The sequence below is a fragment of the Marinobacter sp. F3R08 genome, from assembly GCF_018860425.1.
Taxonomy (GTDB): Bacteria; Pseudomonadota; Gammaproteobacteria; order Pseudomonadales; family Oleiphilaceae; genus Marinobacter.
Genome location: NZ_JAHKPI010000014.1, coordinates 998,357 through 1,015,253 on the forward strand (window position 1 = coordinate 998,357; position 16,897 = coordinate 1,015,253).

The 16,897-nt window shown below is 50.8% G+C and carries 16 protein-coding genes; 8 read left to right on the plus strand and 8 right to left on the minus strand.

What is annotated here, in order from left to right:
• The 6 genes from KO499_RS07630 (at position 1) to KO499_RS07655 (ending at position 8,198) form a co-directional block, all read left to right on the plus strand.
• The gene (locus KO499_RS07630; RefSeq protein WP_215983097.1) at positions 1 to 1,680 is read left to right on the plus strand and encodes an ATP-binding protein; all 1,680 of its coding nucleotides are present in this window, start codon (positions 1 to 3) and stop codon (positions 1,678 to 1,680) included.
• A gap of 832 nt (positions 1,681 to 2,512) precedes the next feature.
• Positions 2,513 to 5,233: an Hsp70 family protein gene (locus KO499_RS07635; protein WP_215983098.1), complete on the plus strand. Its 2,721-nt coding sequence runs from the start codon at positions 2,513 to 2,515 to the stop codon at positions 5,231 to 5,233.
• A 128-nt stretch (positions 5,234 to 5,361) separates the two neighbouring features.
• Positions 5,362 to 6,105, plus strand: a complete 744-nt coding sequence (locus tag KO499_RS07640) for a glutathione S-transferase (protein ID WP_215983099.1) — start codon at positions 5,362 to 5,364, stop codon at positions 6,103 to 6,105.
• A 405-nt stretch (positions 6,106 to 6,510) separates the two neighbouring features.
• Positions 6,511 to 7,401, plus strand: a complete 891-nt coding sequence (locus tag KO499_RS07645; RefSeq protein ID WP_215983100.1) for an alpha/beta fold hydrolase — start codon at positions 6,511 to 6,513, stop codon at positions 7,399 to 7,401.
• Between the two features lie 116 nt (positions 7,402 to 7,517).
• Positions 7,518 to 7,808 carry a hypothetical protein gene (locus KO499_RS07650; protein ID WP_215983101.1) on the plus strand — a complete coding sequence of 97 codons (291 nt, stop codon included), beginning with the start codon at positions 7,518 to 7,520 and terminating at the stop codon, positions 7,806 to 7,808.
• A 156-nt stretch (positions 7,809 to 7,964) separates the two neighbouring features.
• Positions 7,965 to 8,198: a hypothetical protein gene (locus KO499_RS07655; RefSeq protein WP_215983102.1), complete on the plus strand. Its 234-nt coding sequence runs from the start codon at positions 7,965 to 7,967 to the stop codon at positions 8,196 to 8,198.
• Between the two features lie 83 nt (positions 8,199 to 8,281).
• Here KO499_RS07655 and KO499_RS07660 read toward each other — a convergent pair whose 3' ends face one another.
• The 7 genes from KO499_RS07660 to KO499_RS07690 all read right to left on the minus strand — a co-directional run bounded on the left by KO499_RS07660 (position 8,282) and on the right by KO499_RS07690 (position 14,527).
• A complete protein-coding gene (locus KO499_RS07660; RefSeq protein WP_215983103.1) occupies positions 8,282 to 8,782 on the minus strand; it encodes an ureidoglycolate lyase in 501 nt (166 codons plus the stop codon).
• Positions 8,783 to 8,824: 42 nt separating this feature from the next.
• Complete coding sequence (locus tag KO499_RS07665; protein ID WP_215983104.1) at positions 8,825 to 9,490, minus strand: FadR/GntR family transcriptional regulator; 666 nt, start codon at positions 9,488 to 9,490, stop codon at positions 8,825 to 8,827.
• Positions 9,491 to 9,577: 87 nt separating this feature from the next.
• A complete protein-coding gene (locus tag KO499_RS07670; protein WP_228339780.1) occupies positions 9,578 to 10,627 on the minus strand; it encodes a tartrate dehydrogenase in 1,050 nt (349 codons plus the stop codon).
• A gap of 73 nt (positions 10,628 to 10,700) precedes the next feature.
• Positions 10,701 to 11,669 carry an asparaginase gene (locus KO499_RS07675; protein WP_215983105.1) on the minus strand — a complete coding sequence of 323 codons (969 nt, stop codon included), beginning with the start codon at positions 11,667 to 11,669 and terminating at the stop codon, positions 10,701 to 10,703.
• A gap of 10 nt (positions 11,670 to 11,679) precedes the next feature.
• Positions 11,680 to 12,939, minus strand: coding sequence for a TRAP transporter large permease (locus KO499_RS07680; RefSeq protein WP_215983106.1), 1,260 nt, complete (start codon positions 12,937 to 12,939; stop codon positions 11,680 to 11,682).
• Positions 12,936 to 13,481: a TRAP transporter small permease gene (locus KO499_RS07685; protein ID WP_215983107.1), complete on the minus strand. Its 546-nt coding sequence runs from the start codon at positions 13,479 to 13,481 to the stop codon at positions 12,936 to 12,938. Before KO499_RS07685 ends, KO499_RS07680 begins: the two co-directional genes overlap by 4 nt.
• A gap of 71 nt (positions 13,482 to 13,552) precedes the next feature.
• Entirely contained in the window at positions 13,553 to 14,527 is a 975-nt protein-coding gene (locus tag KO499_RS07690; protein ID WP_215983108.1) for a TRAP transporter substrate-binding protein, read from the minus strand.
• A gap of 503 nt (positions 14,528 to 15,030) precedes the next feature.
• Between KO499_RS07690 and trxC the strand changes: the two genes are divergently transcribed.
• Positions 15,031 to 15,471 carry a thioredoxin TrxC gene (trxC, locus tag KO499_RS07695; protein WP_215983109.1) on the plus strand — a complete coding sequence of 147 codons (441 nt, stop codon included), beginning with the start codon at positions 15,031 to 15,033 and terminating at the stop codon, positions 15,469 to 15,471.
• Positions 15,472 to 15,680: 209 nt separating this feature from the next.
• On the opposite strand, the gene KO499_RS07700 is transcribed toward trxC, so the two are convergent.
• Entirely contained in the window at positions 15,681 to 15,854 is a 174-nt protein-coding gene (locus tag KO499_RS07700) for an RSP_7527 family protein (protein ID WP_215983110.1), read from the minus strand.
• 126 nt (positions 15,855 to 15,980) lie between these two features.
• On the opposite strand from KO499_RS07700, the gene gcvA reads away from it, so the two are divergent.
• Complete coding sequence (gene gcvA / locus KO499_RS07705) at positions 15,981 to 16,859, plus strand: transcriptional regulator GcvA (protein WP_215983111.1); 879 nt, start codon at positions 15,981 to 15,983, stop codon at positions 16,857 to 16,859.
• Positions 16,860 to 16,897: the final 38 nt, after the last annotated feature.

Genomic DNA, 16,897 nt, shown 5'->3' on the forward strand with positions numbered 1-16,897 from the left:
ATGGCAGTCGAAACTACAGCAGACAACCTCAATGCCCAAGTGGTTGCAGTCTTTCCAGATAAGGTCCGCATCGTCGTCGATAAGCTAGAAGATTTCAAAATTGCAGAGGAATCGCTTCGAGTTGGCTCGTATGTCCGAATCGCCGACAACGAGAACGCCATTCTCATTGCTATCATCGAAAACTTCCAAATAGTAGCCCTGGACGATGGAACCCGAAATCACTTAATTGAGGCTTTCCCATTAGGTGTTTTACGGGACGGTAAATTCGAGCGTGGCGGCGACTCACTCGCGATACCTCCAAAGAGTGTAGAGCCGGCAACGATTGAAGACATTCGGCGCATCTATTCAGATTCGGTCACAGAGGCAGAGAACTTCTGTTTCTCAAGCCTAGCGTCTAATCCCGACGTCCCAGTGCCGGTTAATGGGAATAAATTTTTCAACAAGCACATCGCCATCGTTGGGTCCACCGGATCTGGCAAATCTCACACACTAGCGACCACCATTCAGAGGGCGGTTGCAGAGAAGGCAGGCGACTTCACGCTCAATAACTCGCACGTGATCGTCTTCGATATCCATTCGGAATACCGATCCGCGTTTCCCAGCGCCAATTTCATTGATGTCTCAAATCTCACCTTGCCTTACTGGATGCTCAACAGCGAAGAGCTCGAAGAGTTCTTTCTGGATACGGAAGCAAACGACCACAACCAACGCAACGTCTTCAAAGAGGCCATAATCCAAGATCGCAAGGACAAGTTTAAAGGGCCGGAAGCAGATAGAGAGAGAATTCATTTGGACTCTCCGCTGGTTTTCGATATTCAAACTGTACTCGATACTGCAAAACGCAAAAATGAGGAGATGATTGATACTGGTGAGACGTACGCAAGCGGCGCAAAGAAGGGGCAGCCTAAAACCACACAGGGTAGCTTGTTCGGTAAGCTTACCAACTTTGTTAATAGACTGGAGAGCAAGGTTAACGATCGTCGGCTCGGCTTCTTTCTAGGAGAGCGGTCAAAGACAATCACATTCGAGGAGACGCTCGAGACCTTGCTTAGCTACTCGGCAGCAAATAAATCAAACGTTACAGTTATAGACCTGAGCGGCGTACCTTTTGAAGTCCTCAGCATAACGGTTTCCCTTATTTCTCGTCTGATCTTCGAGTACGGATACATATACAAGCGCTTGCGCTGCGCCAAGGACCCGACTGAGAAGATCAACAATGACGTGCCTATTCTTTTGGTCTATGAAGAGGCACATAAGTACGTGCCAAACAGCGGGCTCTCGAAGTACCGCTCTTCTAAAACATCCATTGAGCGAATAGCAAAGGAAGGCCGTAAGTATGGGGTGACCTTACTTCTCTCAAGCCAACGTCCTTCCGAAATTTCAGAGACAATCTTCTCACAGTGCAACAATTTCATCGCGATGCGTCTGACCAACCCTGTTGACCAAGGCTACGTCAAGAAACTGCTACCAGATTCTCTAGGAACATTGATAGACAAGATGACCTCATTTCGACAGGGAGAAGCGCTGCTTGTGGGTGAATCTATTGTTCTGCCGTCTATTGTTCAAATTGATCAATGCGACCCTGCTCCTTCGTCGAACGATATACCCTACTGGGAACTTTGGAAGGAAAAGTGGAAGGATATGGACATCGCGGAAATCAAGGCGGAATGGTATCGCTAGGGTGGCGAGAATGGTCCACGGTTCGGGAAACGGGGACCTTTTAGGCACAACAACAGTATGCATCGGGCTTTGCTGAGCGCTGCCGTTGATGCTGAACGGTGGGAATCATAAATGATGAGCAAGGACATCCTTAAAGCTTTGGCTTTGGACCGGGAGCTATTGAATGCCATTCGTCTTATCCGGGAAAACCGGGACAGATCTATTTTTCGGATCTATTTTTCGCGAAATAAATCTGTCCCGGTTTCGGTCCTTTTGTGGGGCTATTGGGTATAAGTTGAGCAAGCACAAGTGAGGAAATAGGTTTCTAAATCCGAGGTTCAGTTTTCGTAAGGACTTAGGGAAATACTAGGTGCTCAAAAAGCTGCGAGGTAAAGACCGCGCAGCTTTTTGTTTTTCCGGATCGATGTTTGAGCGACGAGACCGTGCACGCATCGCACATTTATCTAGATCTGGGTGGTTCACTCGGAGGTCGGAACGATGGGTAAAGAGCGTTGGTAGATGTATTCTTTTTATCGAAACCAAGTATGTCGGTCCGCGCTAGCTTGGCGGTTAGGAATTCGCCAGAGTAGTTGAATAGGTTCCGGTCTATTCTTTAAATATGCTTTAAATTTATCTATTATCGACTAACTTTGAAATTCGACTAATGCTATCGCATGTTTTCTGGTAACTCTTGCCAACTTCCGCTTTGGTAGGATGTCGAAAATTAAATATCTCGAAATTTTAAGGAAAGGGGCAATGAAAAAAATTAATCGATAGTCGTAGGCTAATTTTCGATTTTGGAAGAAATAACTGGGGCGTTAGAGAGTTTTAAAACGGAGTTTATGGCAGCTATATGACAAAGAAAATAGAAAAAACGTTGTGGGTATCGTCGGTTGAGCCTGAACTTTTGGCTGGGCAAAAATACATACCAACAGCCCTTTGTTATTTAGGGAATGATGAGCTATTGTTTGGCTCCCCAGCGCTGGAAAAGCTGAACGGAGAATCTATTGTTAATCGAGAATTTAAAGTTGCTCTTGGGGATGTTGTTCCCGGCGGATCTTCGGTTAACCGACGAGAATTTGCAGTAGAAACAGGTGATCCAAAAAATGCGTACAGCCTTACGAAAGATTATCTAGATAATCTACTTTCTCATGTTGAGCACAGGTTTCCTCGCTCCGAGGAAACTAAATTTAAACACCCTGCAAAAATCATAGTGGCTGAACCATTGAGCTTTCAAGTAGAAGGTTACAGCCAAAAGTGGATATATAACTATAGAGATAATATTCGACGTATTCTTGATCGGTATGAAGAGGTTGAGTTCCTGCCTGAGCCTTTCGCCGTTTTTCAGTACTATCGTTATGGATGTCGAATCCCAATACTTCAGGACGCTGCGAAGCATGTGGCCTTCATCCTAGATTTCGGTGGTGGTACGTTCGATGCGTGCGTCATTGAGTCCACAAATAAAGGCGATATCAGCTTGTCTGGCAAGGCCTCCAAGCCGCTCGCCGCTGACTCAGATCCGATAGGTGGATTTTATATAAACAGAGAAATTGCAACCTATCTCATAAAAAGAGATCTTGAAAATGGGAAAAGAAAAGAAGCTGATAAATTTATATCCCAGTATAAAAGAGTTCTCTCTGGAGAGTTAAGGTTCGAGAGCTTGGGGACAAGAAATCAGTGTTTTATTTCGAACTTCATGAAGCTCGAGGCTGAATCGGAGCAATATAAGATAAACCTTGCCTCAAAGATAAGAAGTTGGAGTTTAGATGGGGACGCTTACGAAAAGATTGTTATAAAAATCCCAGAGGATCCATTTTCAGACTCGCCTTGGATAAATTCGGAATTTTATGCGCATCAGATGCGTAAAGTTTTTGTTCAAGAGGTTTGGCGAAAACATTTAAAGAAAACCGTGTTCAACGTTTTGTCTCGTTCAAGGGAGGCTCTTGATGACAGGAGCATTTCTGTAACTCTCGTATCTGGAGGATCTTCAAATTTGCAGTGGCTACAAGAGCTGCTCGTTGAGGAGTTTAGCGAGGAGCTGGATAGTGCGGAACCAGTTCCAATCAGTCATTCCTTCCAAGAAGTCGTGGCGAATGGCTTAGCAATAGAGTGCGCTAGGAGGTTTTACGACCCCAATAGCGAGTTTGTGGCCGTCACTTATAATCCTATAAAGCTCTTTTTAGATCCTGATGGTGCAGGGATTGAGGGAGAAAAAAGGTATAAGTCCGTATCTGAAAATATCGATATGACGTCCGCCAAGCAAGCGGACCTTGTTCCGTCAGCGCAGTCACTGAAAAATTTCTTTAACGTTCCCTTACAGTGGAAGATTAAGCTTTCCAAACCTCCAAAAAATTACCTTGATTACTTTTTTAGTAGACCCGATTCCGAGGATGAATTTGATTATTATAACGTAGAGGAAACTAGGGTTGTTACGCGCGATAATAGACATTTTGACAGCAGTACAACGGTTGAAATCGTTATTCGCGAGGACGGAACAGTAACTCCGAAGTTCATTTATAAGGCCGAAAATACACAATTCGGCGCAGAGGAAAACTCCGTTGTTGGCCGCCCGTTTCATATCGATATGACCACCGATGGACATGAGGTTAAAAGCGGCAGTCATTTCCTAGGGCTAGATTTTGGAACCAGTAACTCTTCACTTTGTGTTCTTGACAGCGAAAAAATAAAGATAACGTCCCAAAGACAAAGCTCTTCAACGTGGAAGGGGTTATCTACTGCTGTTTCTCATCTTCCGTTTCCCGTTGCAATTTCAGTTCGAAAGTTTCTCGGAACCACACAGGAGCGAGAATTACCTTCCTCTGCTCGTGAAGCGTTCGAAAGTTGCTTGGCCTTTATGGCATACACGGCAGCGGCGGAAGCTTCATTGAATAGCTCGATTGAACGAATTATGCGTAACTTTCAGCATCGCTCTATGGGACCGCTAAAAGCGTTACTCGAAAGTTCATTGAAAGAGCTGGGGAGTAATCCGGAATTTTCAGTTGGTTTTCTAGATTTGTTCAGCCCTAAGAATAAAAACCGATTTACTCAGGCAATGAAGGATTTTACTGATCATAAGCATGAAAAGCTCGATTTTAAGGACGTTGATTGGCAAGGTCATGTTGAACTTTTGGTTAAGATTTTATCTGCATCTTTAGAAGGACAAATGTTTGGATACAGCACTGAGTGTGAGATAGAACCGTTTAGCTCTGAAAATTATAGGGGGCTATTTATGGTTGCTCATGATAATGCACCTTTTATCAATTCTTTTGATTACTGGTCTTCGGAAAGCATTGGAAAGAATCTAGCCCTCTTGTACCACAGAAGACTAAATAAAGCGCTTTCACTTTCCCCACTGATATTTTGGTTCGATCGTACACATACCTCGGTTCCTCATGGGTGCTTTTGGCTTGATAAACGGGACGATGATGAGATCGTCGTGAAGCCCTGTGACGAAAGAAACTGTATTGTTGCTTCAGGAATCCATGGTTCCTTGACAATGGCGTTTGATGGTCTCTATAGCCAGGGAAAAACTCTGTTGGGAGCTGTTCCGATGGAAGCTAGATTGAAAGGCTAGCGTCTATTCTGTTCCGTCTTTTTAAGGGATCTCGGCTTCAGAAAAATTATTGCTGGAAAACAGGGACAGATCTATTTCGACTCAGAAAACCGGGCTTAGAAAACCGGGACGGATTTATTTTCCCTACAATGACCGGCTTCGTTAATTCAGCCAGGAGCTACGCTATTACCGTGCCATTGCCTCGTTTATATTCTTTCCGTCGTTGCCCTTACGCTATGCGCGCTAGGCTCGGGATCTTGTTTGCCGGGCTGGCAGTGGAGCTGCGGGAGATCGTGCTAAAAAACAAACCGGCGCAGATGCTGGCGGTCAGTCCCAAAGGCACGGTTCCTGTTCTGGAACTGGCAGGTGGTGACGGCTCTGATAGGCTCGTTATCGAGGAAAGCCGGGAAATCGTCGAATGGGCGTTGCAGCAGAGTGATCCGCAGGGATTGTTGAATACGGATTTAGTAAGCGCTAATGCCCTGATTGACCGTAACGATAACGAATTTAAACATTGGCTGGATCGCTATAAATACGCGGATCGCCACCCGGAACTCTCCCAGTTGGATTACCGGAAAAAGGGTGAGGTGTTTTTGCAGGCGTTGGAAAGCCTATTGGCCAAGAACCGGTATCTTCTGGGGAGCAACATCAGCATCGCTGATATTGGCGTCATGCCCTTTGTGCGCCAGTTCGCCCATGTGGATCGGGAGGTGTTTTACAGTCTGCCCTATCCGAATGTACAGCGATGGCTGAGGGGGTGGCTGGAACATCCAGTGTTCCTGGAAGTAATGGTCAAATGCCAGCCGTGGCAGGAAGGCGATGAGTTGGTGGTGTTTCCACGAACAACTGCAGCAACCTTGAAGTGTTCTACTGCAATGAATGCATCAAAATAATGGCTTAGTCTAAGGCCAGTGAAAAACCGGGACAGATTTATTTCCCAGCTTCTTCAGTGCCTGAAAGCCAACTCGAGTGACTACCAAGAGCCTCTCTGGCCCGGTTAACATCGGCTTCCACTGCACAGAACGGATTCTGTGCTTCAAAGGCAAGGAGACGCTGATGCCAAGGTAGGCCAGGGTTATTCTGCTCGTATCGGTATCAGAGTTGAAACCTGCAAGCCGGGAAGGCCAGCAACGGAAAAATAGATCTGTCCCGGTTTTCCGATTTACGCTACCGATCACGGTGGGGCGGTTGCAGGTGAGTGAAGTCGGTGTGGTTGATGAGATTATTGAACGGCCGGTTAGATCCGCAAGCAATGAGCTATCCTGAGACTCTCGACCTTCAAGCATGCGAGCCAAACAATGATCGAAACGCCCCTGGAATTTCAGAGCGATGGTATAACCTGTCGCGGTGTTCTCTATACGCCGGATGCCGACAGTAAAGGTTTGCCGTGTGTCGTTATGGCCCATGGTTTTGGGCTGACTCATGCCAGCGGTCTGGCACCGTTCAAAGAAGCTTTCTGCAATGCGGGTTACGCGGTCTTTGCCTTTGACTACCGCCATTTCGGTGACAGTGACGGTCAGCCACGGCAAACGCTGAGCCCTTGGAAGGAAGTGGTAGATTGGCTGGCGGCACTGAATTTTGCGCGGCAGCTCGATCGTGTCGATGGCAGCCGCATTTGCCTGTGGGGAACGTCGTTTTCTGGCGGGCTTGTGATTGCGGCCGCGGCAAAGGATGGAAACGTGCAATGCACCATCTCCCAATGCCCGATGATGGATGGCTTGGCGTCTTTGCTGGGGGTAGTCGGTTATGCCGGCTTCATGCAGGCGATGCGCCTGACCTGGCACGGAACGGTCGACTGGCTTCGTCGTGGGCTGGGCATGTCTCCCCGATATATAGCGTCGGCCGGCCGCCCCGGCGAGTTGGGCATGATGACCGCCGAGGACTGCCACGAGGGGTATGTTCCCTTGCTGGCGGATAACGCGGCGAATTACGTCGCCGCGGGCGTGAGTTATGCCATTCCTCTTTTCCGGCCCATCCGGTTGGCCAACAAAGTCGCCTGCCCGGCACTGGTGTTGATTTGCGACCACGATACCGTCGCCCCGGCGAGTGCTGCGGTCAAAGCGGCCCAGAGAATGCCGAAAGTGGAAGTGAAGCACTATCCGGTCGGGCATTTTGATGTCTATCGGGGCGAAGCTCTGGATCAGTCCATCGAAGATCAGTTGGATTTCCTGGCCCGGTTTTTACGGTGACAGCGAAAACCGGGGCAGAGCTATTTTGGATGGGGCTAAGGGCATAGAATTGGCGAATGGTATCGACTGGGTGCCGATGTGCACTCAGATAACAACCGCAGCGACAGGCCTTCACTATGAATGTGGATAAAGCAAAAAAGCGTATTGCGAAGCAGGTCAAGAAAGGCTTTCACGGCTATCCGTTGGTTGCGCTGGAGTACTTCGGCAAAACGCCCGATTCAGCCAGCGAGGTTGTGATTTCTTATACCGAGGAAGAGGGCGCTGAACCCCAGAAGCAAGCGTTCGCAAGTGGCAGTGATGCCAGGGAAGACGAAACCATTCAGTCTACACTCCTCAAAATCATTGAACGGGCGGATGCAAAAACCGTTACTGAGGTCGATGGTATTTCCCCTGTCCGTGAAAGCTGAAGCTCGGGAAACCGGGAAAGATTTATTTTTCCGTCTTGGCTGATGCCAAGGCAGGCCAGGGTTATTCTGCTCGTATCGACGCCATGCCGATTCGGTCTCGCGAGATGCGCACCGATTGAGCTAATCTGATCGTTAACCACTGAATGAGAAATCGTTATGAAACTGATCCTTTTGCTCGCCGCTTTAGCGGTGGTTGGTCTGTTGGTGACTCAGCAACTGAACAAAGGTAAGGAAGCCAGCACTGAACAGGCAGCGGAAACGGCGCCCGGCCAGCCGCCAAAGGTTCCGACGAGCCCGGGCGATGTGCCGAAGTTTGAAGAAGACATGAAGAAGTTTATGGAGGATGAGGCGGCCAAGCACGCGGAACAGCTTGAGCAGGCCACGCAGTAAAGGCCAGAGCTTAACGTCAAACGTCCGCCCCAATCTGCGCGCTCTGATCACGGCCAGGCAGAGGAAGGCAAATCTGTCCCGGTTTACCCGAGCGTCACCCTCAGTGCCAGTGGATGCTCGTCGCAGTTGTTGCCTGCGCCGCCACGGTCCACCACCAGAAAGGTGCCTTCGCTCTCCAGTACAGACTGTATGGCATGCCATGTGCCGGCGTGGTAGTTGACGCCTTGTTGGCCATCGGTAACGAAAGCCCGCACCTGGTGCGGGTTTATTGCGTCTCCGGCGGGTGCTACGACAACAACAAAGCGCTCACAGTGCAGCGGCACAAAAGCCTGGCTGCCCAGTGGGTGGCGTTCAAGAAAGCTCAGCTCCAAAGGCATTTGTACTGGCTGGCTGACGAAGATACTGATCAGCGTTTTTGCGTCTTCACCTGATGTCTCTACCTTTGCCAGATCATGGTAGCGCCGGGTTCGCCCGCTATTGATCATGAAATAATCTGCACTGCGGTGATCGATCACCTCGCCAAAGTCTGCGAAAGCCTCGGGGGTCAGCGGCTCGGCCGTCAATTGCAATAACTGCTCACTCATATGAGGTTTCCGCTTAACCATCGCAGATTGGCAATGTTGTGGTTAGATATCGTCGTCGCTCAAACCACCACGTATTGCTGCCGATCGGATGTGATGGGCCATGGCAGCGCTTGCACGCTCTGGAGACTGGTCCTGAATAGCGTTGATAATTTGCTGATGCTCTTCCAGGGGCTTCAGCAACTCTTCTCTGTTGCGCAACGGGCTTAACTGGGCACTGTGAAGGTCTGTGGCTACGCGGCGTTTTGTGTCTGCAAAAATCGAGTTCTGTAATATGGAGTAGATGGTGTGGTGAAAGTTAAAGTCTTCCTGAGCTGCATCAATCAGTTGCCCCTCTTCGAGCGCAAAGCGCATTCGGTAGTGGGATGTTTTCAGGCGCTCCAGATCCTCATCCGAACGAAGTCGGCTTGCCATTGCAGCAGCGTAGGGTTCTGCAGCTAAACGAAACTGAAAAACTTCCCTGATGCGATGGCTTATCTTGCTGTCGCTGCTGGCAGCCTGATTTTTGGGGTCAGGAACAAACACTCCTCTGGACTGGCGGATGTCGATCAGGCCCAGTGTCTCCAGAACACTCAACGCCTCACGCAGAGCCGGGCGGCTGACGCCCAGCTCTGCCGCCAGAACCCGCTGGCCTGGCAGCGCTTTCCCCGGAGGATACTCGCCGTCTAATATCTTGGACTGAAGGAGCTTCGCTATAGCATTATTGAGCATGTTTACGTATTCACGCTTCTAAAAGACATTGAAAATGTAATGATTTTCGCGCCAGTCTGGCAAGGCCCTATCGGGCAATGCAAGCAGCTAGAGTGACTTTACTATAGCATCGGCCAACTCCGCCGTTGTAGCTGTGCCCCCCATATCTGGCGTGCAGTTATCCTTGATGTCCAACACATCGTTCAGCGCGCTCATGATGGCATCTGCTGCCTGTTGTTCCCCGAGGTGTTCAAGCATCATCGCCCCCGACCAGATTGCAGCCACCGGGTTGGCTTTGCCCAGGCCTGCAATGTCCGGTGCTGAGCCATGTACAGGCTCGAACATTGAAGGCATCTTGCGCCCCGGATTGATGTTTGCAGAGGCCGCGAATCCCAGGCCGCCCTGAATAGCGGCACCGATATCGCTGAGGATGTCGCCAAACAGGTTGGATGCAACGATTACATCAAAGCTTTCCGGGTGCGTGATCATGCGCGCGGCGGCAGCATCAACGTGGTAGCGTTCAACTTTTACGTCCGGGTACTCGGCTGCCAGCTCATCCGTGATTTCGTCCCAGAATACCATGGAGTATTTTTGCGCATTTGATTTGGTCACGGATGCCAGCTTTTTGGAGCGTAGCCGGGCCTGCTCAAAGCCAAAGCGGAGAATGCGTTCAACCCCGTGGCGAGTGAATATGGAGGTTTCCACAGCGACTTCCTGTGGATTGCCCATGTGCACACGGCCACCGGCTCCGGAGTACTCGCCTTCGGTGTTTTCCCGTATGCACAGGATGTTGAAGTCTGATTTCTTCAGTGGTCCCTGTGCGCCTTTAAGCAGCCGGTGTGGGCGTACGTTGACGAACTGGTCGAATTGTTTGCGAATCGGCAGCAGCAGGCCGTGCAGTGAAACACTGTCTGGCACTTTTTCAGGCCAGCCTACGGCACCCAGAAAAATCGCATCGCTTTTCTCAAGGCGCGCCAGCCCGTCATCGGGCATCATCTGGCCCTGTTCCAGGTAATACTCACATCCCCATTCATAGTGGGTGGGGTTCAGGATAAAGCCATATTTACCGGCTGCCGCTTCGAGCACGGCAAGCGTTGCTGTTGTTACTTCGACGCCCACGCCGTCACCGGGAATGACTGCAATATTATAAGAATTCATTATCTCTCCTGGATGTTTTGTTTTTACACTAATCCGTCAGTGGCCAGGCTTTACCTGAGCAAGGAAGCTGGCATCAGGAAAACACCGATTGGTCGATGGGCAACTTGCATGACAGAGCGCACATAAGCCGCAGTCGGGCCTTTCTGGCGTTGAGGTGATAAGCCTTGATTGCACCCATTGAAACCTGGTCTGCCAGAGATCCCTTATATTCATACGCCTCATCGACACGGCCCCAGTGTGTTGAGGATGTCACCACCACTGGAATGCCAGAGCTCAAAACGGAGCCCAGCGGTTCTACCCAGCTCGGTGGAATATGGCCACGGCCGATAGCGTCGATTACCAGCCCTTGGGCACCGCTGGCCACAGCCGCTTCAAGCAGGGCAGGAGATGCGTCGATTGCGACAGGCAGAATATCCACGCGCGGTAACTGCTCGCCCGGTGTAATAACATCTGAGCGCTGCAGCCGCTTGACCAGCCTGACTTCATCGCCGTCAACAAAACCCATGGGCCCGATGCCCGGCGAGCCAAAGCCGTTAAGCTGATAGCTGCTGAGCTTGCGAACCGCGTTTGCTGCATGAATTTCTTCATTGAACACGACAAGTGTGCCGGCTCCTCGTGCCTGGGCAGCGCCTGCTACCTTCAATGCATCACGAAGATTGGGGCCGGCATCCGAGCCGGGGGCGTAGGGCACGCGCTGGGCGCCGGTGACCACAATCGCTGTGTCTGCGAGCTCCAGGCTTGTATCGAGGAAATAAGCCGTATCCTCAAGGGTGTCTGTGCCCTGAGACACTACCAGCCCTGCCACATCTTCGCGTTGTGACAGATCAATACACAGCCGTCTCAGCTGCAGCAGGTCAGCTGTAGTAATGGCATTGCTGGGCTTCTGGCAAAGGGTGATAACTTCTACCGGACCATTGCTCTTGATCTGCAATTTGTCCATGAGTTCTTTGCCGGAAAGCGCGCCAGCAACGGCCCTGCCTGAACTGCCCGGAAGGCTGGCAATCGTACCGCCCAGTGAAATCAGTACTAGGGTATTTTTCATATCCATATCTTCAGGAAAAAATAGTCAGGATGTTGGGGAAGGCTACGAAAATCAGCAGGGCTGCGATGTAAACCGCAACAAACGGAAGCACCGCATGGCTGATTTTTTCCACCGTTTCATTGGCAATGTTGGCTGCGATATACAGGTTGAGCCCTACGGGGGGCGTAAACTGCCCGACGGCCAGTGCAATGATGGTGAATACGCCAAAGTACATCGGGTCAATGCCAACGGCAGAGGTGATCGCTACCAGGGTAGGGACCAGCAGTACCAGAGCTGACACGTTATCCAGAAAGGTGCCTACCACAATCAGCAATGCCAGCATCATGAGCATAACCATGGTCGGGTCAGTGGTGATGCTCATCACCCAGGCAGAGAATAGCTGAGGGACGCGTTCCGTGGTTATCACAAAGGCAAAGATATTGGCACAGACCATCAGGAACATGATGACGGCAGTTGTGGCCGCGGTGCCCATGAAGGCTCGCTTTATTTCTGCAATGCCGAGGGTTTTATAGAGGAAGACGCCAATGAGCAGCCCGTAAATGCAGGCCACCCCGGCTGACTCGGTTGGCGTAAATGCGCCGGAGTATATCCCTATAATGATGATAATCGGCATGAGCAACGCCGCCAGGTTCTTGATGCGCTCGCTGGCAGGTGGTGGGGTGTCGTCAAGGCTGATGTCATCAACGCTCTTTCTTCCACGCCACCAGTTCAGTACACAGATGGCCAGCGTCAGCAGTATTCCTGGAACAATCCCGTTGATGAATAGCCCGCCAATGGATACCCCGGAAATCACGCCATAGATGACCATGGTGATACTCGGTGGAATAATCAGTCCCAATGCGCCCGAGGCAGCCACTACAGCTCCTGAACCTGCTGCGGTGTAGCCCAATCTTTTCATGGAGGGGATCAGGACGGTGCCAACGGCGGCGGTGGTTGCCGGTGCAGATCCGGAAATCGCTCCGAAGAACGCGGAAGAAGTCGTCGCCACATTGGCCAATCCGCCCGGGCGCTTTCCTACCAGCCGGCTTGCCATGTCAACAAGGCGCTCGGATAGTTTGGCCTCGTACATCAAGGCACCGGCCAGCAGGAAGAGGGGAATGGCCAGGTAGGAGAAGTTATTCAGTCCCTGGAACATCTTCTGCGCAACTACCAGCAGTGGGATATGGCTGCCAAAATAAATGGCAAGAGTGCTGGCTGCGCCCAGGGCGATCGCAATAGGCAATCCGATTATCAGAAAACCGATAAATGAGAAAATCAGAATCTCAATCATGATACAGGTTCCGCGCTGACAGCGTTTTTGTCACTGATGGTTTCTTGGCCCAGCAGGGTTTTCACGGTAAGCAGGAAAGCCGCTACAAGACAGCCGCCTGTCAGGAAAAACTGGACGTATCCAATCGGAATTCCTGAGGTGGGTGATACCTGTCTGATACCTCGCAGTGCCAGCGAGTAGCTGAACCACACAACCACGGAAAGAAAGGTGATGGTAATAAGACGGGACGCAAGATTGACTACTTTGGCAAGTACCGAGGGCAGGCTGTCAACGAAGATAGACACCCTGAAATGTTCTCCGCGCCAGAAAGCAACGGCCATTCCCGACATGACGGCAAGCATCAGCGAAAATACTGAAACTTCCTGAGTCCATCCTATAGGGGTGTTAAGTACGTATCTGAATACGACCTGAATGATGACCAGCGACAGCATCACAGCAATAGCGATGGTGGCTATCACATGGCAGACAACAGCAATTTTGTCGCAGAGTGAGATTAGTGATTTTCTGATACCAGAGGCGGATGGCTGATCTGTATTATCCATGAAACCGGTCCCGATCGTGCCAACAGAACCGCTAGACTACGGTTCTGTTGGCGATCTTTTTGCTGAGTTAATTACTGGGTTAGCTGGTCAAGGATGTCCTTGTTAAACGTTTTAGCTGCGTCGTCATAGACAGGCTGAACGGCTTTGCGGAACAGAGATTTATCAACATCATTTATCTTCATGCCACGCTCAGCGACTTCCTTCCATTGCTCGGCTTCAAGGTTCGCGATCAAATCAATGTGCTTGCGGTCGTACTCTCTGCCAACCTCAAGCAGCGTTTTCTGGATGTCTTCAGGCATGCTGTAGAAGAGGTGTGCATTCATGATGAGCGGCGAGCCCATATGGATGTGGCCTGTACGTGACACATAGTCCTGAACTTCATTGAAGTTCTGGGTAATGATGTGAGCGGGCGGGTTTTCCTGGCCGTCTACAACACCCAGTTGTAGCGCGGAATACAACTCACCGAAGGACATCACTGTTGCGCCGGCACCCAATGCCTCAAAGGTGTCTACGAACACTTTTCCTTCAGGAACACGGATCTTCAGGCCTTCAAGGTCTTCTGGTTTGTTGATTGGGCGAACGGAGTTGGTGACATGGCGCATGCCATTGCCCCACCAGCCGATGATAACCGCACCCTGCTCTTCTACCTGTGCACTCAGCATATCGCCAACGGGACCTTCAACTACCTCAAGGTATTCGTCCATGTCTTCGAACAGGAAAGGCAGGTTGAGCATGCCCATATCGGGTACCCAGTTAGACAGTACGGTGTCTGAAGCCAGAGTCATTTCCAGGGTGCCGATCATGGTGCCTTCTACAGACTCCAGCTGGTTCCCCAGCTGATCGGAAGGGAATACCTGAATCTCAACAGCACCGTCGGTTTTCTGCGCGATCTCTTTGGCAAACTGTTCAGTAATGGTTTGATAGTGGTGGCTTGGGGCGCCTGTGTGGTTGAGGCGAAGGGTGTAGTCCTGCGCAAACGCCATGTTGGAAGACAGCGCCATAGACAGTGCAAGAGTTGAGATTGCTGGAATAAATCCGTGCTTCATTGTGTTCTCCAGTTAGGTGATCTTATTGTCTGCGGCCAATCAGCGTCTCTGATTTACTGCCGGGGGAGCGCAGACTTTTTCGAGTTAATTGGGGGTTAAGTGCTATTTGATGCACCGGTTGTCACGTCGGTTGATCGTTCTTAGCCGGTCAGTCCGGTATGACCGGTCAGACCGGATAAAATCTTAATTGATCGTTCGTATACAAACAAGTTTTAAGTGAGTGGTTCGCGGAGCAGGGCTTTGTTCATGCGGGAAGCTGGCAGTTATTCAGGCAGTGATTTTGCGTGCTTCAGGGGGTATTTATCTGGCGTGGATGCGGCGTTTTTATTGATTTTTGAGTGCATGTTCAGGTTGGAACCCGGATTTTCTGATCTCCAGGGCTTGCTGTGAGTGTTTCCGAATTCTAAAAAAAGGCAGTAATGTTATGGGTGATTCACCCTGACATTTCCCCGAATACCTGGCCTGATTATTTCTACAATCAGCCAATCAGAGGCAGATTCATCATGACTGACGTTCGACATCTGGTATGTCCCCATTGCCACAAAGTGAACCGTGTACCTGCCGGCAAGTTGTCATCCGGCGGCAATTGTGGCGCCTGCAAACAGCCGCTTTGGCCGGATCAGGTTCTGGAGTTGACGGAGCAGAGTTTTGCTACCCACACGGGGCGCAGTGAGGTGCCGGTTCTGGTGGACTTCTGGGCCAGTTGGTGTGGTCCGTGTAAAGCGATGGCGCCCCAGTTTGAGCAGGCCGCGAAAGTTTGGCGGGGGAAAGTGCGCTTTGCCAAGCTGAACACCGAACAAGCCCCTGGGCCGGCCGGTCAGTTTGCGATTCGCAGCATACCCACCATGATCCTGTTTCAGAACGGTCGGGAAGTCGCTCGCCAAAGTGGTGCCATGAATCAGGCCCAGATCAGTCAGTGGTTGCAATCGAAAGGTATTCGTTAGGAAAGCCGGGGCAGCTTTATTTTTTCAGGGTCTCGAGTGCCTCAAAAGCAGGGAGACGCTGCTGCCAAAACGAGCCAGGGTGATCGTGCCCGGTTTTCCTCACTATATTGTCCAGCGGGGACATAACCGCCACCCGTTTCGTGAATGCTCTTGAAAGCGCAGTGGGAGGGGCGTTTCAAGATCACACCGATGGATGCGGGTGCCTGCGATTAATGGTTAGTGGACAGTTTAGGCAGCTTCACGTGGAAGAAGGATTTGATTTTGGCTGAGAGTGAAGCCGCCATCTGCGAGAGGTATTCGCTTCGTTCCTGCGCTGCAAGCTTTTTGTAGTAAGCCATGTCGATAGTGCCGTATTCGTCCAGTTTTGGAGTCTGATAAGCCATGATGCTGTGTCCTGATTCGATAAGTGAGTACCTTCTACAGGACATATATTAATCAGTTCGGGGCTCTTGAAAAAGCGATCCTTTCTCATCAGACTGATGAATTAATCTCACCATTCGAGCGAAACTATGCGCCACCTGCCACCCCTTAATGCGCTTCGGGTATTTGAATCAGCCGCGAGAAACCGCAGCTTTGCGGCAGCTGGCAAGGAACTTTTCGTGACGTCATCGGCGGTCAGTCATCAGGTGAAGACACTTGAAGAATATTTGGGGCTTTCACTATTTGACCGAAGCCGGCGAACGGTGACGTTGACCCCTGAGGGTGAGCAATACCTCTCATCTGTCAGGCACGCGTTCGATGAGGTTGAAATGGCCACCCAACGACTGACCGCGAACCAGGAATCCAACGTGGTCAAGATCAGTGTTGCCCCCAACTTCCTGACCCGCTGGCTGATGCCACGCATGGCTCGATTCCAGGCCCTGTACCCGGACATTGAGCTGGAAATTAATGCGTCCATGGGCCTGCTGGATTTCGACCGCACCAGTACCGATATGGCGGTGTATTTCGGGAATGGTGAATGGGACGATATTGAAGTGCATTTCCTGCGCAAAGTTATGCTGGTTCCGGTGTGTAGCCCGCTGTTACTGGAGGGTGAGTTGCCGCTGGAAAAGCCTGCAGACCTGGCCAGACACACTCTGATTTATGTCAGCAAGCGGAAGTGGGAGTGGGAGAACTGGCTGCAACAATCAGGCGTGGATTTTATATCCGCCCGGGGCAGCCTGCAGATGTCCAGCGGGCAACTCGCCACGGCGGCGGCCCAGGAGGGCCTGGGAGTAGCGCTGGCTGATAGCACCCTGACGTCCCGTGAGATCAAATCAGGGAAGTTGGTAGTGCCTTTCGACATCCAGTTGGATACGAATCGCGCCTTCTACCTGGTCTACCGCAAGCAACGTCCGCTGACCATCGGAATGAAAGCCTTCAAGGAGTGGCTGATGAGCGAGATGTAGGGAGACCTCGGCACCGGTTTCTCGGTTATCAGGCAATC